The following is a 23,501-nucleotide window of genomic DNA, read 5'->3' as shown; positions in this document are numbered from 1 at the left end:
AAGTAGCGTCGGGCGCCCGAAGGGCGCGGCTCGCGGCGTCTGGTGCCGTGCATCGCAAGGCGGAGGATCGCCCGCCTACTGGACGTAAGCGGGCGTTCCGACAACGCGGCGAGGCGCGGTGCCAGGCGCCGCGAGCCAGGCGGGACTTTTACAGCACGCCCTAGACGCGGGTGATGTCGACGACCCCGTGCAGGGCGGCGAGGCCGAGCGCGAGGAAGAAGTCGCCCCAGACGAGCTCGTGCCGGACGGCCAGCTCCTTCCCGGCGTCGTAGCAGCCGTCCAGCAGCATCCCGGGCGGGCGTCCGGAGTCCGGTCCGGTGAGGTGGCTCTCCGCGAGGCGGCGGAGGATCACCTCGGCCCGGTGCGCGTACGCGCCCGCCCGGGGGCCGGGCACACGGGCGAGTTTCAGCAGGGCGACCGCGGTGATCGCGGCGGCCGAGGTGTCGAGCGGCCCGTCCGGGCGGGCGGCGTCGGCCGCCGGGACGAGCCGTGCGGGCCCTCCGGCCGGGAACTCGTCCTCGCCCGACAGGAGTTCGGCCGCCTCGGCGAGCCTGGCGGCCGGGCCGGGCATCGCGAGGTCCGGGCGCAGCAAGGCGTCGGCCACCGCCAGGAGCAGCCAGGCGCGGCCCCGGCTCCAGCCCGGCGGTGGGTCCGCGCAGGGCTGCCAGCCCGCGACCGCGTCGAAGCGCAGGGCGGGCCGCAGCAAGAGGTCCCGGCCCCGGCTCGCGCCGAGACAGAGGTCGAGGTGGCGGTGGAGGTGGGCCGCCGCGGCGGCGGCGCCCTGCGGTCCGGCCCCGGCCAGCAGGGGCACGGTCCCCGGCACCCCGTCCACGCGGGCGAGCCTGCGGGGCCCGCCGAGCGCGTCCCCCCAGGGCACGAGCCCGAGTTCGCGGTCGTAGGCCGACAGCACGGCCCGGGCGCCGCGGCCTCGGAGCTCGGCGGCCTGGGCGTCGTCCCCGGCGCAAGCGGTCCCGTACCAGAGGATCAGGCCGCGGGTGGCGGTGTCGGCCGCTGCCCACGGTTCGAGCCGGGCCGTGCACGCGGCGGCGGCGCGCCGGTCGGCCGCGGCGCCGGTGTACCGTGCCCGCAGCCAGAGCAGCCCGGCCCAGAACCCGCCGGTCCACGAGCCGCGGCCGGTGGTCGTCCACCGCCCGTCGGCCGGGTCGGCGTACAGCGGGAAGCGGGGGCCGACCGCCTCGGCGGTCACCGCCACGCGTGCCATGACGGCCGCGAGGGCCGGGCCCGGCCCGAAGACGCCCGCGCTCATGCCGCGGCCTCCCGCCGGTCCCGTACGGCCCACAGGAACGCGACGGCCGCCGCGGCCGCGAACTCCGCGCCCACCAGCAGCCAGCCCGGCCCGTACCGTCCGCTCTGCGCGAGCAGGCCGAACAGGGGCGGGCCCACCGCGAATCCGCCGAAGAACCCGGCCGCGACCAGCGCCGAGTCCTGTCCGGCGCGGCCGGGGGCGGCCCGCTGCATGACCAGCACCATCGAGACGGCATTGCCGGAGACGGCGAAGACGCCGACGGCGATCGCCCCGGCCCACACCAGCGGGCCCACCACCAGGGCGGCCGCCAGCAGGACCGCCGCGCCCAGCGCCCCGCAGGCCAGCCACCCCGGGAGCCATTCGGCCCGCCCGGGCCGGGCCGCCTTCGACCATCCGACCCGGCCCGCGATCCCCGCCACGCCCAGTACGGCGACCAGCGCGGCCGCCGCCGTCGGGCCCAGGTCCAGCCGCTGCGCTCCGAAGAGGGCGAGGTAGGTGTTGACCGAGGCGATTCCGGAGCCGAGGAACAGCGAGAAGACCGCCAGCCAGGCCACCATCCCCCGCGGCACGAGAGCCGTACGGGGCCCCGCGGGCGGCGCGGCGGGGTCGGCGGGCAGGACGCGCAGGGCCCACAGCCCGGCGAGCAGGGCGGCGCCGGCGCCGGTCCAGACCGCGCCCCGCCAGCCGATGCCGCCCGCGAGCAGGGCGAGCGGCAGTCCGGCCGCGAAGGCTCCGAGCTGGACTCCGGACTGCTTGAGGCCGGTCACCGCGCCCCGCCGGGCCGGCGGGACGGCGCGCAGCACGGCCTTGTTGGTGGCCGGGTTGGCCAGCGCCTGGGGTACGCCGCCCAGTGCGACGGCGCCGAGCAGCAGACCGGCTCCGGGCGCGGCGCCGATCAGGGCGAGGGCCGCCGCGGAGACCAGCAGCAGGATCACCAGTGAGCGCCGCGGACCGATCCGGTCCACGATCCGGCCGCCCGCCGGGGACAGGACGGCGGCGGTCCCGAAGCCGATCGTGGTCGTCAGTCCCAGCACGGCCGGGGATACGCCGAGTTCGGTCACCAGGCGTGGGCCCAGCGCCCCGAGGAGGAACAGCTGCAGCATCGAGAACGCCATGGCGCAGGTCAGCAGCGCGGTCAACTGCCGCCCCGCCGCGCCGTCCTTCTCCGCCGGCGATGCGGTCGCCGTCCCCTCCGCCGTCACGAAGTCTCCCTTCCCAGGACGTTGAACTCTTCGACCGAGCGGGTAGGCAGTCGGATGGAGCGGCGGGCAGGTTCCCTCCCTCCGCTGTGCCCTGCACCACACGAGGCGGGCGGCCCGGCCATGACAGGCCGGGACGCGGGAACTTGTCCGGAAGTGCGCACCCTGATGTGCGGCTCGGGAGGCCGGTGCAAGGATGAGCCCTCCATGAACCCGGTCCGCTTTCTACGCGCCCTACGGGCTGCGATGTTCGCAGCCCTCTGTGTGCTGCTCGCGGCCACCGGACACCTGCTCATGTCGGGTGTGGCCGTGCCCTGGTGGGCCTTGTCCGTCGCCTTTCCGGGCACGGCGGCGACGGCCTGGGCCCTCGCGGGCCGGGAACGCGGGCTGCTCGCCGTGACGACGGCGGCCGTCGCCGTCCAGGCGGTGCTCCACGCCGGTTTCACCCTGTCCCAGTCCCTCGCCGGGGCGGCCGCGACGACCGGATCCGGGCAGATGTCGTCGATGTCGACGATGATGCGAATGTCGCAGCCGCCCGGCGCCGGGATGCCGGGGGCGCCTGCCCACCTGCACCACGCGATGCACGGGACGGTGGACGCCGCGTCCACCGTGACCGGCGTGACCGGCGTGACCGGCGCGCATGGTGCTGCGACCGGCGGGCCGCTGCCGGGCGGCGTGCACGAGGCGGTCGCCATGTCCCCGGCGGGCATGCTGGCCGCGCACCTGCTGGCCGCCGTGCTGTGCGGGCTGTGGCTCGCCCACGGCGAGCGGGCCGTCTTCCGTGTGGTGCGCGCCGTCGCCGGGCGCCTGTGGACTCCGCTGCGCCTGCTGCTGCGTACGGCGGCACCCGTACACCGGCCGCCCGTCCGGGTCCGCAGCCGGCGCCGGCACCGCGCGCCGCGCCGGCTCTTCCTCGTCCATGCCATCACCTCACGGGGTCCGCCGGCGGGAACCGCTGTCCTCTGACAGCTGGTTCCCCGAGCCGCGTCCGCGACCGCTCTCGCACCCGCACTCCGCGCCTCGGGCCTCGGCCATGCCTTCCGGCAGGCCGTACCCCTCACCGGCCCCGCCGCTCGCGGCGCCGGACTCCCCTTGCCCGTAAGGACCTTGTGGCGATGACTGCTGCCCTGACGACCACTTCCTGTACCGCCGGCGACCGGCCGGCCCGGCGCACCCCCGACTCCGACGCGGCGGTGACCCGGCTGGCGCTGGACGCCCGCGACGGGGATCCCGCGAAGACCGACCGGTTCGTGCGCGCCCTCCACCGCGACGTCTGGCGTTACGTGGCCTACCTCAGCGCCGACACCCAGGCGGCCGACGACCTCACGCAGGACGTCTTCCTCCGCGCGCTGGCGAGCCTGCACCGGTTCGAGGGCCGTTCCTCCGCGCGCACCTGGCTGCTGTCCATAGCCCGCCGCACGGTCGTGGACAGCCTGCGCCACGCGGCCGCCCGGCCGAGACTCTCGGACCGCTGCGACTGGCAGACGGCCGCCGAGCAGGCCCAGCCGTACGACGTGCCGGGCTTCGAGGACGGCATCGCCCTGGCGGAACTGCTCGCCGTGATCCCGTCCGAGCGGCGGGAGGCCCTGGTCCTGACCCAGTTGCTGGGCCTGTCCTACGCCGAGGCGGCAACGGCCGTCGGCTGCCCGATCGGTACGGTCCGCTCCCGCGTCGCCCGCGCCCGTACCTCTCTGATCGCGCTCCTGACGGACACGCGTACGGCCGAGCCGGCGCCGGAGCCCCCGGCGCCGCGGCTCGACCGGTCCGCAGAGCGGATGCTCACGGCGGCCGCGGCGCTCGCCTGATCCTGCGGGAGGGCCGGCGGGAGGGCCGCGGGCGGCGTGTGCCCCCGCAGCCCTCCCGCGTAGCCGCGCCAAACCTCCGCGCGGATACTCCCCTCGAACGAGTGGACTGTCCCGGTATCGAAACGATTTTCCATTTACTTGTTCTTTGTCGAGCTTCTAGCCTTTTGGGTAATCGAGGGGGGCCGATGAGGAGCAAGCTGGACGGGGAACTCGTCGCACGGGTGCAGGCGTTCACGGCGTGGGCGCGGAGCCGGACTTCGGCGCGGTCCGCTCCTCCGGTGCCGGACACGGCCAAGGTGTCGGTCCTGCTCACCGGCAACGATGCGGTCGAGGCGGCCGCGGTCGAGGCGGCCGGGTTCGTCACCCGGATCCGTGCGGGGAGGATCCTCTTCGGAACCGCCGCCCTCGGCGACCTGGAGCGGATCGCGGAGCTGGACGAGGTGGTGTCCGTCCAGGCCAACCGGCGCAGTGATCGGCTGGACACCGCGGCCCCCGTCGGGGCCGCGACGCATTCCGGACAGACGCCCCCTGCGGGCCCGGGCCCTGCCCCTGGCCCGCAGGGGGCGTCCGCTCCGGCCGTCTCCGAGGTCACTGGCCGTGGAGTGCTGCTCGGCATGCTCGACTCCGGCATCGACATCTACCACCCCGCCTTCCAGGAGGACGGGCGCACGCTGATCACCCAGCTCGTCGACGTCACCCTGCGGCAGGAGATCAGGGCCTCCCCCCACCTCAACACCACGGCCCTGGACTTACGTTGGACTCCCCCTCCCACCCGTCTCAGCCCCACGCCGAGGACGATCACCGCCGTCCTGCCCTTCCCCGTCACCCTGGACGACTTCCGAGCCGTCTGGACCCCGTGGACCCCGGAGATCCAGCCCGGCGATGTCCAGGTGGAGGGCGGACCGTTCCCCGACCACCCGCTCGTGGTCACCTTCGGCGGCCAGTACAACAGCGACGTGGTCGACAGCCGGAACATCCCCGACGTCGTCTGCTACCCCTTCCCCTACCAGCAGGGCCCGGCCCAGTTCCTCGTCGACCGCGCGCCCCTGATCTACGATCAGGCGGAGATCGACGCGGCCCTGCAGGACCCGGACGGGGTGGACTTCGCCTTCCGCGACGCGGACGGTCACGGCACCGCGACCGCCTCCGTCGCGGTCGGCGCGCCCCGCTCCCACGCGAAGTGCGGGATGAAACAGCCGTACTTCACGGGCGGGATGGCCCCCGGCGCCGGTCTGGTCATGGCCCGCTGCTCCAACGGCGACGACAGCAAGATCGTGGCGGTCACGCACATGATCGGCCTGGCGGCGCGGCGGAACGAGCCGCTCGTGATCAGCATCAGCTATGGCCGGTACACCGGCCCCCATGACGGCACCGACCACATGGAGTTGTACCTCTCCGGCGTCATCGGCAACGGATCGGTCCGCGCGGTCGCCGTCGCCGCGGGCAACGAGGGGGCGGCCGACCCCGAGCCGCCGAGCGGCACCCTGCTTCCCCCGCCCGGTGGCCTGCCCACCCGCGGCTGGCACACCAGCGGCACCGTTGCGGCGAACGGCCGGGCGACGCGCGGCATCTTCGTCGCCTACCGCGACAGGCGGTCGGACGGATTCGAGATCTGGTACTCGGGCCCGGCGCGGCTCACCTTCGACCTGACGGCGCCGTTCATCGCGAACAGCGAGTCACTGCCCTCCCCCGTCGCACCACCGGCCGAGGTGAAGGCCGACGTCGCGCACCACCCGGTGGAGGTCTCCTCGGTGCTCGGCGTCCCGCCCTACGGCAAGAACCGCATCACCTTCAGCATCGATCCCGTCCCCGCGGCCGACATGATCACCATGGGCGTGTGGACGATCACCCTCCAGGAAACCTCCGGGACCGCCGCCGATTTCGACATCTGGGTCGACAGCGCGGGAGAGCACCGCCTCAGCCGGTTCCGCTTCGCCGAGCAGGACCGCACCCGCACCCTGTCCTCGCCCGGCTGCGCCCTGCTCGCCATCACCGTCGGGGGCCACGACGAGGAGGACCGAGAACTGGCCCGGTCCTCCAGCCGAGGACCGCTGTGCGATCCCGGCCGCACACCGAAGCCCGAGGTGTGCGCCCCCGGGATCGGCGTGTGGGTGGCCCAGGCCAGGAAGTGGGACACCTTCAGCTACGCGCCGGAGAACGGCACGAGTTTCGCTGCCCCCTACGTCGCGGGGGTCGTCGCGCTGATGCTGGAGGCCGCTCCGCACCTGACCCATGCCGAGATCAAGAAGCGTCTCATCGCATCCTGCGATCCGCCGGTCTCACCCCACCAGCCCGTCCCGCCCGAGGACCTCGCCGGCTGGGGCGCCGGCCGGGTGAATCCGGCGAAGGCGGTCGAGCGGGCGAGGGAGCCGGCCGTCGCCCGCACCGGCCCGGTCGTGCTGCCCACCGCCGCCTATCCGGCCTGGTCGGCCCCCCTCCACGCACGGGCCGCCGAACTGCGCCGCCAGGCCGAGACCAGCCCGGCGGGCCGGACCCTCGCCGCGCTGGCCACCCGGCACGCGGCGGAGGTGAGCCACCTGGTGGGCACCGAACGGCGGGTCACCGCGGCCTGGCACCGCATGCACGGGCCCGCGCTGCTGGGCTGGCTGCTGGCCGATGCGCACCGTGAGATCCCGGTCCCGCGGATGCTCGGCGGAAAATCCCTGGCCGCGGGGATCGGACGGCTGCTCGACGAACTCGCCCTGGCCGGGAGCCCCGCACTGCGCGCCGACGCGACGGCCTTCCGTGCGCTGCTGCTCGCCCTGCCGGGCGTACCGCTGGCGGATCTCACGGCGTACGACGACCACGGACAGGGGACCTGACATGGCCGCCGGAACCCTCGAACTGCTCGCCCGGGAGATCGCCCGGGCCCTCCAGCCGCTGGAGGTCCAGCTGGCCCCGGAGAACCGCGACCGGTTCCTGCTGGAGCTCGGGTTCTGGGTGCCCGGCGGTCTCGGCCCCGCCGCCGGGGCGCTGGGCACGGCGGCCGTCCAGGCGGGCGGGCTGGCCTCCGCCGTCGCCGAACTGACCGCCGCCATCGAGAGCACGAAGCCGGCCCGGATCGTCGAGGCGGGCGTCCGGCTGCTGGGTGTCCTCGGCCGGCTGCTCGACGCCGTCGCCGACATCGGCCCCGCCCTCGACGGCGCGGTCACCGGCTCCGGCGGCCTGAGCGACGCCCAGCGGGCCCGGTTGCGGGCCGAGGCGGCGCAACTGCCGCAGCGGCTGATCTCCTTCACTTTGATGTCCTACGTCGAGGGCAGGAGCCGGGGCGCGGCCGCGCTGCTGGGCGTCGCCGGGATCTTCGACACCACCGGCGGAGGTGTCGACCCGGCCGACCCCGGCGTGGTGGCCGTGCCGCTGCGCACCCTTCGGCTGGACCGGCTGCTGTCGCTGCTCACCTCGCCGGCCGACTATCTCGCGGAGGTCTTCGACTTCGGCCGGCCCGGGTTCGACGGCGCGAAGCTGCTGCGGCGCCTCGGTGCGTACCTCACCGACCACGGGCTCCCCTTCGTCCACCACGCGCCACCGGACGGGCCCGAGGCCCTCGACGCCCACGTGCTCCGGCTCGGCGTGGACCGGACCGCCTCCCCGCCGCACCTGGTCGCACGGGTACGGGTGGGCGCGGACACGGAGGTCGGCCGGACCGTCCTGCTCGGCACGTCGGGAAAGCTGGTCCTGGGCGCCGCCTCACGGTTCGACGGCGGGCTGGAAGGCCGGATCTCGCCGCCGTTCGACCTCGAACTGCGGCCCGGCGCCTCGCCGCTGCACCTGGAGGCGTCCGCACGGCTGGAAGTCGTACGGGCCGACGGCGAGCCCATGCTGCTGCTCGGCCAGGCGGGCGGCTCCCGGGTGGAGATCGGACGGTTCGCGCTCGGGATCGGGGTGCGCGCGGACGCGGCCGCGGGCGGCGCCGTGAGTGTGGAGCCGGCCTTCCTGATGGAACTGGCCGACGGGCACGTGCTCATCGACCTGTCCGCCGGGGACGGGTTCATCGGGACCCTCACCGGCGGCGGGCGGATCGAGTCCCGGCTCGACCTGAGGGCGCTCTGGTCCCCCTCGGCCGGTCTGCGGTTCGAGGGCAGCGGCGGGCTGGAGCTCTCGCTGCCCGCGCACTTCTCGCTCGGCCCGGTCGAGGTCACCGCGCTGTACGTGCGGGCCGCCCTCGCGGGTGACGGGGCCGTCCCGGTGGAGGTGTCCGGAAGCTTCAAGGCGGCGCTGGGCCCGCTCCAGGCCTCGGTGGAACGGGTCGGTCTGCTGGCCGAGCTGAGGGTGAAGGACGGCGGGGGTCTCGGACCGGTCGACATCGGGTTCGGCTTCAAACCGCCCACCGGTGTGGGGCTCCAGCTGGACGCCGGGCTGATCTCCGGCGGCGGCTACCTGTCCGTGGACGGCGAGCGCGGCGAGTACGCGGGGGCGCTCAGCCTGGAGTTCGCGGGCTTCCTCGCCCTCCAGGCGATCGGGCTGATCAGTACCCGGATGCCCGGCGACGCCCGCGGCTTCTCGCTGCTGATCGTCATCACCACCGAGTTCGGCGGCGGCGGGATCCAGCTCGGTTACGGGTTCACCCTGCTCGCCGTCGGCGGCCTGATCGGGCTGAACCGCGGGATGGACCTGGACGCGCTGTGCCTGGGCGTGCGCTCGGGGTCCATGGAGTCGGTGATGTTCCCGAAGGACGTCGTCGCGAACGCGCCCCGGATCCTGAGTGATCTGCGGACCTTCTTCCCTCCGGAGGACGGCACCTTCCTCGTCGGGCCCATGGCGAAGATCGGCTGGGGCACGCCGGCCCTGATCAAGATCTCCCTCGGGGTCGTCGTGGAGATCCCGCCCGGCAATGTGGCCGTGCTCGGTGTGCTGAGCTGCGTACTGCCCACCGAGCAGCTGGCCCTGCTGGTCATTCAGGTCCAGTTCGTCGGGGCGCTGCAGGTGGACAGGTCCCGGCTGTGGTTCTATGCCGAGCTCTTCGATTCGCGGATCCTGACGATCACCATCGACGGCGGGATGGGGCTGCTCGTCACCTGGGGGGACCACCCCGATTTCGTGCTGACCGTGGGCGGGTTCCATCCCTCCTTCCGGCCGCCGCCCCTGCCGTTCCCGGTGCCGGAGCGGATCTCGGTGGACATCCTGAACCAGCCCGGCCGCCTCCTGCGGGTCTCCGGCTATTTCGCCGTGACCAGCAACACGGTCCAGTTCGGCGCCCGCGCCGAACTGCGGCTCGGCTTCGAGGACTTCGGCATCGAGGGCTCGCTGAGCTTCGACGCCCTGTTCCGCTTCTCCCCTTTCGCGTTCGTCATCGTGATCTCCGCCCATGTCTCGCTCAAGGCGTTCGGCGTCGGGCTGTTCGGCATCGACCTGGACTTCAGGCTGGAGGGCGTGGCCCCCTGGCGGGCCCACGGCCGCGGCTCGATCTCCCTGCTGTTCTTCGAGATCTCCGCCGACTTCGACATCGAGTGGGGCCAGGCGCACGAGACGACCCTGCCGCCCGTCGAGGTGCTGGCCCTGCTGGAGAACGAGTTCCGCAAGACCGAGGGCTGGACGACCCGGCTGCCCGGTGGCGGGGCGGGCCGGGCCCTGGTCACCCTCCGGGACCCGGCCGGCGCCGAGGAGCTGGTCCTGCACCCGATGGGGACCCTGTTCGTCCGGCAGCGGGCGATCCCGCTGGACGTCCGGATCGACCGGGTGGGCACCCAGCGCCCCAGCGACGGTGTGCGGTTCGGTGTGGAGCCCGCGCGGGAGAGCGGTTTCGTACGGGTGTCGGCCACGGGCGAGAAGTTCGCGATGGCCCAGTTCCAGGACATGGACGACGCGGCGAAGCTGTCCCGGCCGGCGTATGAGGATCAGGACGCCGGGGTCGAACTGGCGGCGGTCGAGGGCGTGCTCGCCGCGCCGAGGATCGTCCGGCGCAGCGCCCGGTACGAGCAGATCGTGGTCGACGAGAAGGCGCGGCAGGCCTCGCCGCCCGGTCTGCGCCGCGCCGCCGGGGCGCCCGCCGCACCCGCCGCACCTGCCGCACCTGCGGTCAAGCGGCTCGTCAGTGTCAGCCCGGCCGTGTTCGGCCGCCTCTCGAAGGGCAGCAGCACCAGCCGCTCCCCGCTGTCGCACACGGACGCGCGGCGCCGCCGTCCCGTCCCCGAGCAGGACACGGTGCGGGCCGGTGGACAGCGGTACGTGGTGGCGTACACCCGGAACAACGTCCAGGCCCTCCCGCCGGACGGCGCGGACACCACCTCGGCCGGAGCCACGGGCTTCCGCAGTCCCGCGACGGCGGCCGACGCCCTCGCCCTGTGGGTCGGGGCCGATGCCTCCCTGGCCGGGAAGCTGCACGTCATCCCGGTCTCCGACGCGCAGGGCGGTGTGCTGTCGCCGGGTACGTGGACGGCCGCGGCGACGCCCGCGCCCACCGCGGTCTCGGGAGCACAGGCGGTGCTCCTGGCCGGGGGCACGGTGCTGCTCACCGGGGGCGCCGACGGCTCCGGCGCGCCGGTGGCCGCGGCGGGGCTGTTCGATCCGGTGAACACCGTCTGGTCGCCCGCGAATCCGCCGGCCACCGCGCGCCGGGGACACTCGGCCACCCGGCTGGGCGACGGCCGCGTGCTGGTGGCGGGCGGGGTGGGCGCCGACGGCGCCGCGCTCGCCTCGGCCGAGCTCTACGATCCGGTGGCCGGCACCTGGCGGTCCACGGACACCGTTCTGCTGGAGGGGCGTTGCGGTCACGCGGCGCTGAGGCTCCCTGCGGGCGGCCTGCTGGTCACCGGTGGCACGCGTGACGGTCACGCGCTGGCGTCCGCCGAGGTGTACGCCCCGGACAAGGACCGGTGGCGGGCAGTGGCCCCGATGACGGCGGCCCGGTCCGGGCACCGGATCGTGCCCCTGCCCGGCGGCACGGTGCTCGTCGTCGGCGGGGCCCTGGAGACCGGGGGCGCGGCGGTCCCGCTGGCCTGGTGCGAGCGGTACGACCCGGACGCCGACGCGTGGACACCCGTGGCGAGCCTGCACACCCCGCGCGCCGGACACCAGGCGACGGTCCTCGCCGACGGCCGGATCCTGGTCACGGGCGGGGATCCCACCCTGCTGCCCAGGGGCGGCGCGGTGAGCGGGCTGAGCCTGGCCTCCGCCGAGGTGTACGACCCGGTCCGGGACGCGTGGACGCCGACGGCGGACATGCCGGCCGGGCGCGGCAGGCACCGGGCGTTCCTGCTGCGCACCGGCGAGGTCCTGGTCGTCGGCGGCACCGGAGGGCCCTCGTTCGCCGCGGGCCATCGGGGCGCGCTGCGGTACGACCCGGGCGCCGACCGGTGGACCGGCACGGGTGCGACGGCCGAGGGCCGGGCCGACTTCGCGGCGGTCGTCCTGGCGGACGGCCGGGTGCTGGCGGCCGGCGGTCTGGTGGCGGCGGGCCCCGCGGCCCCCGGTCCGGATCGCGGTGTGACCACCGCCGGCACCGAACTGTTCACGCCGTGAACCGGGCGACTACGGAGGACGCCATGACCACGACCACCCTCGCGGCCGCCATCGGGCGGTGGACGCCCCAGGGCGAACTGCCCGAAGCGGCCTGCTGGTACGGCCGGTACGACACGGCCCTGCAACTGCGGAACGAGAAGAAACAGGTGCTGGTGGTGGCCGGGGCCGACGGCAGGTCCGCCGGTCTCGCCAAGGCCTGGCTGTACACCCCGGGCGCCGACGCGCCGGCCACCGGTACGTGGAGCGCGGCCGGCCAGGTGCCGGGGGCGCCGCGCCGGCTGCACACGGCGACCCTGCTGGCCGACGGCGATGTCCTGGTCACCGGAGGCACGAGCGGGCCGGGCCTCTCCCCCGCGCTGAGGTCCGCCGCGGTCTTCCACGCCAAGACCGGTACGTGGAGTGCCACCACGGACATGAACGAGGGCAGGTGGGGACATGCCGCGGTGCTGACGGGCGACAACCAGGTGCTGGTCAGCGGGGGTTACGCGGTCCGGTCGGCCGACTCGGCCAGGGCGCTGGCCTCCGCCGAGCTCTACCACCCGGTGGAGCGGAAGTGGACCACCGTCAAGCCGATGACCGATGCCCGCGGCGGACACACGGCGGTGCGCTTCAAGGACGGCCGGGTACTGGTGTGCGGTGGATCCGCGCCGATCGCGCCGGGCCATGAGGCGGCCCTCGGCTTCTGCGAGCTGTACACGCCGGGCGGCACCCCGGACACCGGAACCTGGTCGGCCACCGGGAACCTGGCCGAGCCGCGCGCCCGCCATCAGCTGTTGCCGCTGTCCGACACCTCGGCCCTGCTGATCGGGGGCGGCACGCCGGGCGTGCCCGGGGACGGCAGGTACGACCCGTACGCCGCGCTCGGCGGCGAGCTGTACGACCTGGGCACACAGAGGTGGAAGCCGATCACCCCCCGGCCGGGCGGCCGCGGCCACCACCGCGCGGTGCCCCTGGGGCCGGGGAAGGTGCTGGTGATCGGCGGTACGGGCGGGATCGACGACGCGGCCGGGTACCAGAGCGTGCTGGTCTACGACACCGCCCTCGACACCTGGACGCCCGCGGCGGGCCTGACCGTCGGCCGGTGGGCCTTCGCCGCGGTCGCGCTGTCCGCCACGGAGGTGCTGGTGGCGGGCGGGACGGTGCGGTCCGGGCTGGCCGCCGCCGATCCGCAGAGCGAGGACCTGACCCGGAGCACCGAGCTCTTCCGCATCGGGGACGCCCCGTGACCTCCGACACCGACAGCAACTCGACCGCCGGCGCCGGCTCCACCGCCGACGCCGAGTCCAGCTCCTACTCCTTCCTGCCCTGGCTGCGGACGGGCCTGAGCACGAAGATCACGCAGGCTCCCCCGGCCGGTTCCGGGGCCCGCCCGCGCATCCCCGTGACCCTGCGGCTGACCGGACAGCACCCGGAGCATCCGGTGCCGGACCGCGCCGTGACCCGGTCGGTGCAGCTCTACGGCCCGGGGGACGTCGTCGGGCTGGACCCGCGAGCGATCTCCCGAACCGAGCCGCAGCCCTCGGTCACCAATGCGGAGCCGAACTTCCTCGCACACATCGAGTTCTACGAGGAGGATCTCCTGTGGCGCTACAGTCCGGCCGCGCCCGACGCGGCCGGCCGGCTGCTGCCCTGGCTCGCGCTGATCGTGCTCGCCGGTCCGGCGGACCCGCGGGACGCGGACGGCGGCGAGTTCCGCGAAGGAGGCCCGCCCGAGGGGCCGCTGCCGTACGTCCTCGTCAAGGACACGCGGAAGCTGCCGCCGGCCGAACAGCTCGGCGCCTGGGCGCACGTCCACGTCAACGGGGACCTCGCGGGCACCGGGAGCGTCCGCACCGACGACATGGACGGGCCCCTGGACGCGCTGGGGAACCTGCTGCGCACCAGCCCCGACGATGCCTGCGCACGGCTGATCTGCCCCCGCAGGCTGAGTCCGCTGACCGGCTACCACGCCTTCCTCGTCCCGGCCTTCGAGGCGGGCCGACGGGCCGGGCTGGGCCTCGACCCGACCGGGGTGGAGGCCGGTGACCTCAGCTGGGGGCCCGGTCACGCGGACGGCCGGATGCCCTACTACCACCGCTGGTCCTTCGGCACGGGCACGGCCGGGGACTTCGAGCACCTGGTGCGGCTGCTCGTACCGGGCGAGGCCGGACCGCACGTGGCCCGCCGGGACATCGACGTCCACGAGAAGCCGGGTCCGGCGCTGCCCGGCATCGACACCCCGGCGGCCATCGGCGGGGTGCTGAAGCTCGGCGGCGCCCTGCAGGCCGTCCGCGACAAGGACGTCTGGGACAACTGGGACAGCCGCTTCACCGAGGCCGAGGGGTATCCACGGCCGGCCGGCAGCTATCCGCATCCCTTCCAGAAGGCGCTGGCCGCGCTGGTCAACCTGGCCGACGACTACCTCACACGGCCCCCCGCCGAGGCGCACGCCGAACTCGCCGCCGTCCTGGGCCCGGCCGCGACGGTGCCGGCGGACGAGGCGGACCCGGTGATCACCCCGCCGCTGTACGGGCGTTGGCCCGCGCTCACCTCACGGCTGCTGACCGAGGCGGACGGCACCCCGGCCGCCCACGACCGCAACTGGGTGCACCGGCTCAACCTCGATCCGCGCTTCCGGATCGCCGCGAACTTCGGCACGCAGATCGTGCAGGCCCGGCAGGAGGAGTTCATGGCCGCCGCCTGGGCGCAGGTGGGCGACGTGGTGGAGGTCAACCACCGGATCCGGGCGGCGCAGCTGGCCTGCGAGGTCGGGCTCCGGCTCCAGGACAAGCACCTCGGGCCACCGCCCGCGCCGCCCGCGCCGCCCGGTCTCGCGGCCGCGTCGGCGCGGGCGATGCGGGCGACGGCCCGCCCGGCCGGCCGTTCCCTGGCGCTGACGGCGCCCGCCCACGCCCGGGTGACCGTCCCCGTGGTCCGGACCGCCGGCCTGGTGGACGGGGCGGGCGGGACGGGCGGGACGGGTGGGACGGAGCTGGTCGCGGCCGGTTTCAAGGTGGCCACGAGCCGGGTCGCGGCCGCGCCCGTCTCCGCGGCCATGCGCCGCATCACCCGGCCGGGGTCGCGGCTGATGCAGACGCTGCGGTTCCCCGGAGAGCCTGCCGAGGCGCTGCTGACGCGGATGGACGAGGAACCGGAACTGGTCACCGCGGCGCCGCCGAAGGGCACTCCGCCCGCCGTGGTCACGCCGGCCCGCGTGGACCGGGAGATCCGGTCCACCCCCCTGCCCGATCCGGTGAAGTCCCTGCCGATCGGTGACGGCTTCGTACTCCGGCGACCCGGCCACGACCCGGGCCCGCGCCCCCGGACGGACCCGCCCGCCGCGGACCGGGCGGACCTGGCGGAGCCGACGGAGCCGGTCGACAGCGAACAGGCGCGGCGCTTCAAGCTGGGCCTGACCGATCTGTACGAGGGCTGGGCCTCGGCCGCGGCCGCCGCGCGCGCCCCGGTGCCCGATCCGCTCGACGTCGCGGGCACCGCCGAGCAGGTACTGGGCAGGCTGGACGCCACCGAGACCGTACCCAAGGCCCTGCTCAGCGCGGTCCGGCTGGAGGCCGGGCATCTGGCTCCCTTCGCCGAGCGGTTCCTGGAGGTGATGGCGTACCCGGTCATCGACCTGCCGATGTACGAGGCGCTGCTGGGCCTGTCGGTGGACTCCTTCGTGCCGGGCCTCGGCCTGCTCCCCGCGAACACGGTCACGCTCCTGGACACCGACCAGGAGTTCATCGAGGCGTTCATGGTCGGTCTCAACCACGAGCTGGCCCGCGAGCTGCTGTGGCGGGAGTACCCGGCCGACCAGCGGGGCACGCCCTTCCGGCAGTTCTGGGACCCGCGCCCGGCCGCCTCCCCGCCGGGCGAGAGCGACGCGCGGCGGCGCGAGCGGCTGTACGACATCCCGCCGGTCCACACCTGGGCCCCGGACAGCGCGCTCGGCGCACACGACCACCGTCAGCCGGAACCGGGCAAGCCGCGCGAGGAACTCGTCCTGGTGATCCGCGGCGAGCTCCTCAAGAAGTACCCCAACACCGCCGTGTACGCCCATCGCGCCCGCTGGAATCCGAGCGACGAGCACCCCGATCCGACGCTGGAACGCCAGCCGGTGACCTTGCGCGACCCGCACCGGCCCGGCTCCGACGAGATCCTGCTGCCGATCTACGAGGCGAAGGTGGAGCCCGACCTCCACCTCCTCGGCTTCGACCTGACGGCGGCCATGGCCCGTGGCGACGCCGTGGACCCGGGCTGGTTCTTCGTGTTCCAGGAGCGGCCGGGCGATCCCCGGTTCGGCGCGGACGACGAGACACCCGGATCCGTGGAGGTCTGGAACGACCTCACCTGGGGCGATGTGGATCCGGGCGGCCGCCGCGGCTTCATCGCGCTCGACGCGACCACCGCCCCGGTCGACCTGGTGGATCTGTCGAGCACGGTGGACGACGCCGAGAAGGTGGCCCAGCACGGTGAGGACACCGAGCTGGGCCGGTGGCACGGCGGGCTCGACTCCGCCGAGGTCGCGTACATGCTGTTCCAGGCACCGGTCCTGATGGCCGTGCACGCACAGGAGATGCTGCCCCGTGGCTGACCTCACCCGCGCCCACCCGGTGCTGCTCGGACCCGTCCGGCTGGAGACCCGGTTCACCACGACCCACCTGCTGGTGCGGATCTTCCCGGACGAGTGGTCGGTGGACAGCTTCGAACCCCGCCCGACCCGCGCCGAGTTGAGTGCGATGGACGCCTACTGGACCGCCGTGTGGAGGTCGGCCGGCGATCCGGCCGGTGAGCGGGCCGCCTGGCACGAGCTGACCGGGCGGGTGCAGCAGGGCCGGGCGGCGTACCTGCTGGTCACGCACCGGCCCGTCAACCCCGCCGACCGGCCGGCCGGGCTCCCCGCGGGCACGACCGTGCTGGTGGTCGCCACCGGGCAGGCGCTGCCCGCCGAGGACCGGCAGCCCACCGTCACGTACTGGAGTGCCGTCTGGCGGGCACACGGCGACGCCGGGCGGCTCCGGGACGCCGACGTCGCGCTGCTCGCGGCCGTCGGGCCACGCCGCGCGGCGGCCGTCCGCAACCGCCGGCCCACCGGGGTGGACGCCGCCCCGCTCGTCTCCGGCGACGCCGGCGGGCCCGGCGACGCCGTGGCGGTGGCCTTCCTCGTGCTCCCGCAGCCGCCGGACTCGGAGGTCGCCCCGAACGCGTGGACGCAGGCGGCCCGGGCCACCCTGCTGCCCGACCGGTTCCGGGTCTTCGGCTACCGCGACGGCCGGCTCGTCTGCGAGGCCCTCGGGGAGCCGGTGCCGGGCTCGCTCGCGGTGAGCCCGGACCCCGGTACGGCGTCCGAGGAGCAGCTCCGGGTGGACGAGCGGACCGGCGCGCTGCGGGTGCCGCCGGACCTGAGGTGGCTGACCGATTTCGACGCGGCGGTGGCCGCGGGGATGGGCGTACGGATCCCCCTCGACAACGAGGACATCTGCAAGGGGCTGCACCGGCTGGTCGTGCTCGGGCTGCGCGAAGGGGTCACCGCCGAGCGGTCCGCGGCCGACCTGGCCACTCTGATCACCCACCAGGTGCGGAGCCCGGCCGGGTTCGCCCTGCTGCCGCAGGGCACGCCGACGAACAACACCGAGCAGGCGCCGGCCGGCCAGGACCCGCGCCAGGAGGCCGAGGCCGCGCGCAGGGCGGCGTACCGCTTCGCCGCAGCGGAAGCGGCAGCGTCATCGGGAGCGGCAGCCGCAGCCGCAGCGGCGCCGGTCGACTGGACGGCGAGGACCGACGGCCAGTGGTTCGCCGAGCTTCTCGGCATCGACCCCGCGGCCCTGACGGCGGTACCGAACGCCGACCGGACCGATCTGCGGGACGCGCGTGCCGCGAACACCGCGCTGTGGCCCGCCACCTGGGGAAACTTCCTGCGCACCACGCTGTGTCCGATCCTGCCGGAGGAGGCGGTGGAGCAGACCCGGGAGTTCTTCCTCCGGTACGTCAGCGGCCGGGGCCCGCTCCCCGTGGTGAAGATCGGCCGGCAGCCCTACGGGATCCTGGTCACGACCGCTTTCGAGCGGCTGGCCTGGCCCGCCGCGGCCACCCACCGCCGGGCCCTGCACCGGTTGCTCACCGAGGCCGCGGTCGACTGGGGCCGGGCAACCGGAAAGGTCGCGCGGCTCGGAACGGACAGCGGCGACGCGCACCGCCGGCTGCTCGACATCCTCGCCCTGCACCCGTCCTCGGCCGAGTTCCACCAGCGGTACGCGCAGAGCGTCGACGACCTCTTCAACCGGGAGAATCTCGACGGCCGGGGCCATCTGGTGGTGTCCGCGCTGGAGCGGCTTCGGATGGCGGAGCCGGTCAGGGAACTCCTCGCCCGGTTCGGGGCGCCCGGCGGCGATCCGGATCTGCTCGGCCGTCTGTTCGTGGACGGACAGCACCGGCTGGACGGTCCGCTGGTCGACGACCGGCCACTGTCCGAGACGGATCCGGTCCGCCCCTCCACCACGGCACCCGCCCGGAACTACCTGTGGTGGCTCGCGGAGTACGCGGGGACGGATCTGGAGACGGTCCGGCAGGAGACGGGCTTCGCCGACGACGCCCGCCCGGCCGCCCTGCTCCATCTGATGCTGCGGCACGCCGTGCTGCTGGGCTGGGTGGAGACGGGCCGCCGGCTCGCCCGCGCCAGGGGGCTGCCGGTGCCCTCGCCCGCCGACCCGCCGTTCGTGCATGTCGCGGACGACCCCGAGCACCCGGAGGTGCTGCTGCCCAGCGAGAGCCGGTACCGCCAGCTCTACGCGAAGGCACCCGCGATCACCGGGAACGAGGAGCTCCTGCACCGGTTCGTCCCGCGGGCCCTGCGGGCCGGGGACCCGGCCACCGCCGGACTCGCCGAGCAGGTGCGGGCGCTGGAGCTGCTCGCCGACCTGCCCACCGCCCGGCTGGAGCGCGTCTTCACCGAGCACCTGGACTGTGCGTCCCACCGGCTGGACGCCTGGCGGCTGGGCCTGGCCAACGAGAAGCTGGCCGAGCTGAGGTACGGCCCGGACGGCATGGGCGCGCCCGCCCGGGGCCTGCACCTGGGGGCGTACGGCTGGCTGGAGGACGTGACACCGAGCTGCGCCGCACCCGTACCTGCGGCGGCGGTGCCGGAGCAGCTCCACCACGTCTTCGGGGCGCCGGAACTGCCGCAGGATCCGCGCAGCGGGGGCTGGATCCACGCACCGTCGCCGGCTCAGGCCAGGACGGCGGCCGTACTGCGCGCCGGATATCTGGCCAACGGCGGCCGGGAGGGCTCCAGCGCCTTCGCGGTCGATCTGGGCTCGGGCCGCGTCCGGGCGGCGCTGTCCCTGCTGGACGCGCTCCGCGAGGGGCAGTCGCTCGGCGCGGTGCTCGGCCGCCGCTTCGAGCGCGGACTGCACGAGGGGCATCCCGGGGTGGAGCTGGACCGCTTCATCCAGCCGCTGCGCGGGGCGTTCCCGCTGCGGGCCGGAAAACTCTCGGGCGGAGACGTCCCGCCGGACGAGGTGGGACTGGTCGAGGCCCGCAATGTGGTGGACGGCCTGGAGCTGGTCCGCCGGGCCACCCGGCAGGGTCTGACCGGCTATCCGTACGGAGCCGAGGGCCTGCCGGAGAACGTCGGCCGGACGGAGCGGGAGGCCATGGACGCGGAGGTGGCGCACCTCCTCGACCTGCACGACGCGCTGGCCGATCTCGCCGTGGCCGAGAGCACCCACCAGACGCTGCTCGGCAACACCGAACGCGCGGCGGCCACGCTGGACGCCTACGCGAAGGAGGGCTTCCCGCCGGACCCGGAGGTGATCAGGTCGCCGCGGAGCGGGACCACGCTCACCCACCGGCTGGCGATCCAGTTCACCCCGGGGCTGCGTCCCGACCACGGCGCCGGAGCTGCGGGCCGCAGCACCCCGCGAGCCCGCGCGGAGCCGGCCGTCGACGACTGGCTGACCGGTCTGCTGCCCGCGGCGGAGTCGGTGGCGGCCCTGGTGACCTGGGTGGATCCGGTCACGGCGGAGCCGCGCAGCCGGGTGGTCACGCAGGCGGATCTGGGGTTGCGGGCGATCGAGCTGCTCTGGGCGGTGCGGCCGGCCGGCGAGGCCGCGATGAGTGATCTCGACGACCGGATCACCGGCGCGGTCTTCGGCTCGGCGCCGCCGCGGCCGGACGTGCTGCCCGTCATCCACTACACCCGGCGGGTCCCGGAGAAGATCAGCTTCTTCGAACTGTCGCCGCTGATCGGCGCGCTGCGGTCGCTGCTGACCACCTCGCGGCCGCTGCGGTCCACCGATCTGGTGCCGGGTGCCGGGGTCGCGCCGGTCGACCGCGCGGCCGACGAGGCCGTGTCCCTGCCCCGGGAGCGTGTCGCCAAGGTCCTCGAATCGCTGGTGGACCTGCGGGAGGAGGCAGCCGGCTTCCTGGCGGAGCTGGAGCCGCTCTTCCCGGTGTCGCCAGGACCGGCGGCCGACGCGTCCCCGGCCGCGCCTGCCGCCCCTGCCGCGCCGGCGGCCCCCGCCGCGCCCGCCGCGCCCGCCCGGGCGGAGATCCTGGGCAGGATCGACGAGTTCCTCACCTCCTATGCCGAACTCGCCGCCGGTGCCGGCCGGTTCGGAGCGGCCCGCAGCGGCTGGGCCGAGCTCACCGGATGGCGGCGCGGCGAGTTCACCGCCGTGCTCGCGGCGGTCGCACAGGCCGCCACCCGGATGGAGCGTTCGCTGGAGGAGGCCGACGTACTCCTCCATCAGTACGACGAACTCCCGGCGTCGGCCCCGGAGGAGGAGCGGTTCCGGCTCCTGCAACAGGCCGAACGGCTGATCTCCACGGCCCTGACCAGCCCGCGCCCCGAGCAGCCGGAGCTGCTGCGGGCCGTGCTCGTCACACGCCGCCGGAAGTTCGCCGGCCGGCTGGCGGGCCTGCGTGCGGTCGCCCGGACTCCGCGCACCACCCTGTCCGGGCTGCTCGCCGAGGTGTCCGCGCTGCTGCCGCTCACCGCCTTCGATCCGACCGGGCTGGACCTGGCCCCGTACGAGGACCGGGTGGTGGGCTACGGCGCGGACCTGCTCGCCCGCGTCCGGTCCCTGCTGAAGGAGACCGAGGGACGCGTCGCCGCGGCCGAGGGGGCCCTCGGCGTGTACGACGCGGCGGTCACCGGGCCGGACCGGGTCCGGGCGGGGACCGACGCCCTGAAGGCGATGCTCGGTGAAGACGTCCTGGCCGTACCCGAGTTCACCCCGCCCGACGGGCTCGCCCGCGACTGGCGGGCCGCGCTGCGGGACAGCGACCGGCTGACCGCCCACCTGCGCACCGATCCGCCCGCACCCCGCACCTTCCCCGTGGAGGACTGGCTGCACGGGATCGCCCGGGTCCGCGAGAAGCCGCGGCTGTGGGAGAAGACGGTGATCCTCGCGGACGCCCTGATCGGCTACGGCGGCCTGCTCGTCACCCAGGAGGAGCCCCGGCTGACCCCGGTACAGCTGCCCCACCGGGCGGACGACCACTGGCTGGCCATGGACTTTCCCCAGGACCGCGACCGGCGCCGGCCCCTCGACGAGGACCGGGTGCTGTTCACCGCGCACTACGCGGGCCCGGCCGCCGGGCCGCTGCCCGGTGCCCCCGAGGTCTGCGGTCTGCTCCTCGACGAGTGGACCGAGGTCATCCCCGCCGAGCGGGAGACCACCGGGATCGCCGTGCACTACGACCGCCCGGACTCGGAGCCGCCGCAGGCCATGCTGCTGGTCGCGCCGGCCGCGCCCGACGGCGACTGGACCACCGGCGAGCTGCTCGACGCGATCTTCGACACGTTCGAGCTGGCCAGGGCCCGGGCCGTGGAACCCGTGCACCTGGACGGCACCGCGTACGCCCAGCTGCTCCCGGCCACGGTCATGTCCGCGACCCGGAAACCGATCACCGTCAGCACCGATCTCGCGATCGCCCATCTGCGCCGGAAGGCGAGCGCCCATGACTGAACCGGCTCGCATCGAGTTCCCGCTGGCCCTCGACCGGCGCCTGGAGCCGACCGTCGGGGTGTGGAACCGGCTGGAGGGGCGGCCGCGTACCGCCGACTTCGGCAGGGCCCTGCGGGCCGAGGTCCGCGACCCGCTGTGGCTGCTCACCCGGCAGTGGCAGCTCGGCGAGTTCCGTGCCTCGGACGGCGGATCGCCGGTGACCGCCACGTACTCGGTGGCCGGGGCCCCGCCCACCCGGTTCCGTCCGCCGGCCGGCCCGGTGGAGGAGCTGGCCACGGACCGGCCGCTGGAGTCCGTGGCCGAACGCCGTCCGCTGCAGTTCCGGTTCGGCGCGGATCCGGTCTGCTTCGATCTGCGGCTGGCGCTGGGCCACCGCTGGCTGAAGCTGATCCGCGACCTGCCGATGTCCCCGGTGGAGGACTTCCGGGGCCAGTACGTCGCCGCGTACCCGATCGCCCTGCCGGATCCCGAGGAGGTCCGCGACAGTCCCCGGGTGGCCCATCCGCAGGTGTGGGCGACGATGCAGGCCGTCGCGGGGCGGCACATGGACGGGTACCTGCTGTACCACCGCCTCAAGTACGAGCACGGCCTGGCCTCCGACGGCATCGTCAACGTGCTGCACATCCACTACGAGGACCTGAACCGGCGGGGCCGGGAGCTGGTCGCCTGGTTCGACGCGCTCATCGACCAGCCGCAGGGCGCCCCGGCCTGGGATCCGGGCCGGCTGGAGCACCGCTTCTCGGTGGCCGCCGGTACCGCCGACGGGGAGCAGGTCCTCACGGCGCCCGAGTACCCGGGCGGTGAACTGGAGTGGCACGCCTTCTCGGTGGACCGCGGCGGGCCGCTGGGCGGGACGGCGCCCGCGCCCGAGCCGCTGCACCGCACCGTGTTCCCGGCGCCGGTCCGGTTCTCCGGGATGCCGCTGCCGCGCTGGTGGGCGGTGGAGGACGGGAAGACCAATTTCGCGGCGGTCCGGCCGGACAGCACCGACCTCGCCCGGCTGATCTTCCTGGAGTTCGCGCTGGTCTACAGCAACGACTGGTACCAGCTGCCGTGCGACCTGCCCGCCGGGACCCTGGCGTCGGTGTACGGGCTGAGCGTGACGGACGTGTTCGGCGAGCAGCGGTGGATCGAGCCGGCCGGCTCGGGACCGGGCGGGGACCGGGACCGCTGGTCGATGTTCACCCTGGACCCGGTGGGCGGGCAGCGGACCGGCGCGCGGCCGGTCCTGCTGCTGCCGCCGGGCGCGTCGAAGATCGCCGACGGTCCGGTGCTGGAGGAGGTGCTGCTCGTCCGCGACGAGCAGGCCAACCTGGTGTGGGGGCTGGAGCGGACGGCCCGTACGGCGACCGGTGAGCCGCGGCGCGGCAGCGAGCTCTCCACGGAGAGCCTGGCGCACCGGTCGCGCCTGGACCCGCGGCCCCCGCGGACGGATCCGCGCGCGGCGGTCGCGTACGAGGCGATGAACTCCGTGCCCGAGAACTGGATCCCCTTCATCGCGGTCCACTCCGGCGAGCGCGGGCGGTCGGTGCGGTTGCGGCGCGCGGCCATGCCGCATCCCGTCGACGGCCGGGCGGTGGAGCCTCGGACGGAGCTGTTGCGGCCGGGCCTGGACCCGGTGGCACCGGACCGGCGGCAGGCCTACTACGTGAACGAGGAGGAGGTCCCGCAGGCCGGCTCCCGGCTGACGGTGGCGTACAACCGCACCCGGGGCCGGGACGGCCAGGTGGTCGTCTGGCTCAGCGCGCGCCGTGGCGCGGGGCGCGGGGAGGCCGCGAGCGGCCTGGCCTTCGACCACCTCGTGGACACGTCCGACGCCTGA

Annotated in this window: 10 protein-coding genes; 8 read left to right on the top strand and 2 right to left on the bottom strand. The window is 74.9% G+C overall.

The features are described 5' to 3' along the window. Positions 1-160: 160 nt before the first annotated feature. Both ACFY0D_RS12830 and ACFY0D_RS12825 read right to left on the bottom strand, forming a co-directional pair. On the bottom strand, positions 161-1,267 hold the full coding sequence (locus ACFY0D_RS12830) for a sugar ABC transporter permease (protein ID WP_390798358.1): 1,107 nt from the start codon (positions 1,265-1,267) through the stop codon (positions 161-163). After that, on the bottom strand, positions 1,264-2,469 hold the full coding sequence (locus ACFY0D_RS12825) for an MFS transporter (RefSeq protein WP_390798357.1): 1,206 nt from the start codon (positions 2,467-2,469) through the stop codon (positions 1,264-1,266). Before ACFY0D_RS12825 ends, ACFY0D_RS12830 begins: the two co-directional genes overlap by 4 nt. 204 nt (positions 2,470-2,673) lie before the next feature. Between ACFY0D_RS12825 and ACFY0D_RS12820 the strand changes: the two genes are divergently transcribed. From ACFY0D_RS12820 to ACFY0D_RS12785, 8 genes are all read left to right on the top strand, one after another. Then, on the top strand, positions 2,674-3,432 hold the full coding sequence (locus tag ACFY0D_RS12820) for a hypothetical protein (protein WP_390798356.1): 759 nt from the start codon (positions 2,674-2,676) through the stop codon (positions 3,430-3,432). A gap of 149 nt (positions 3,433-3,581) precedes the next feature. After that, entirely contained in the window at positions 3,582-4,271 is a 690-nt protein-coding gene (locus ACFY0D_RS12815) for a sigma-70 family RNA polymerase sigma factor (protein ID WP_390798355.1), read from the top strand. 185 nt (positions 4,272-4,456) lie between these two features. Then, on the top strand, positions 4,457-7,093 hold the full coding sequence (locus tag ACFY0D_RS12810) for a S8 family serine peptidase (protein ID WP_390798354.1): 2,637 nt from the start codon (positions 4,457-4,459) through the stop codon (positions 7,091-7,093). A gap of 1 nt (position 7,094) precedes the next feature. Next, positions 7,095-11,729, top strand: a complete 4,635-nt coding sequence (locus tag ACFY0D_RS12805; protein ID WP_390798353.1) for a DUF6603 domain-containing protein — start codon at positions 7,095-7,097, stop codon at positions 11,727-11,729. Positions 11,730-11,752: 23 nt separating this feature from the next. Continuing rightward, positions 11,753-12,955 carry a Kelch repeat-containing protein gene (locus ACFY0D_RS12800; protein WP_390798352.1) on the top strand — a complete coding sequence of 401 codons (1,203 nt, stop codon included), beginning with the start codon at positions 11,753-11,755 and terminating at the stop codon, positions 12,953-12,955. Further along, positions 12,952-16,302 carry a hypothetical protein gene (locus tag ACFY0D_RS12795; RefSeq protein ID WP_390798351.1) on the top strand — a complete coding sequence of 1,117 codons (3,351 nt, stop codon included), beginning with the start codon at positions 12,952-12,954 and terminating at the stop codon, positions 16,300-16,302. Before ACFY0D_RS12800 ends, ACFY0D_RS12795 begins: the two co-directional genes overlap by 4 nt. Further along, a complete protein-coding gene (locus ACFY0D_RS12790; RefSeq protein ID WP_390798350.1) occupies positions 16,295-21,679 on the top strand; it encodes a hypothetical protein in 5,385 nt (1,794 codons plus the stop codon). The genes ACFY0D_RS12795 and ACFY0D_RS12790 overlap by 8 nt, the downstream gene beginning before the upstream one ends. Further along, entirely contained in the window at positions 21,672-23,501 is a 1,830-nt protein-coding gene (locus ACFY0D_RS12785; protein WP_390798349.1) for a hypothetical protein, read from the top strand. Before ACFY0D_RS12790 ends, ACFY0D_RS12785 begins: the two co-directional genes overlap by 8 nt.

The sequence above is a fragment of the Streptomyces sp. NPDC001502 genome, from assembly GCF_042894785.1.
In the GTDB taxonomy this organism is placed as follows: domain Bacteria; phylum Actinomycetota; class Actinomycetes; order Streptomycetales; family Streptomycetaceae; genus Streptomyces; species Streptomyces kutzneri.
This window is presented reverse-complemented; position numbering and strand designations above follow the sequence as displayed.

Bases quoted from the DNA above. Each gene is read 5' to 3' on its own strand.
- ACFY0D_RS12830 (WP_390798358.1), bottom strand. From the start codon at position 1,267: ATGAGCGCGGGCGTCTTCGGGCCGGGCCCGGCCCTCGCGGCCGTCATG.
- ACFY0D_RS12820 (WP_390798356.1), top strand. From the start codon at position 2,674: ATGAACCCGGTCCGCTTTCTACGCGCCCTACGGGCTGCGATGTTCGCA.
- ACFY0D_RS12815 (WP_390798355.1), top strand. From the start codon at position 3,582: ATGACTGCTGCCCTGACGACCACTTCCTGTACCGCCGGCGACCGGCCG.
- ACFY0D_RS12810 (WP_390798354.1), top strand. From the start codon at position 4,457: ATGAGGAGCAAGCTGGACGGGGAACTCGTCGCACGGGTGCAGGCGTTC.
- ACFY0D_RS12805 (WP_390798353.1), top strand. From the start codon at position 7,095: ATGGCCGCCGGAACCCTCGAACTGCTCGCCCGGGAGATCGCCCGGGCC.
- ACFY0D_RS12800 (WP_390798352.1), top strand. From the start codon at position 11,753: ATGACCACGACCACCCTCGCGGCCGCCATCGGGCGGTGGACGCCCCAG.
- ACFY0D_RS12785 (WP_390798349.1), top strand. From the start codon at position 21,672: ATGACTGAACCGGCTCGCATCGAGTTCCCGCTGGCCCTCGACCGGCGC.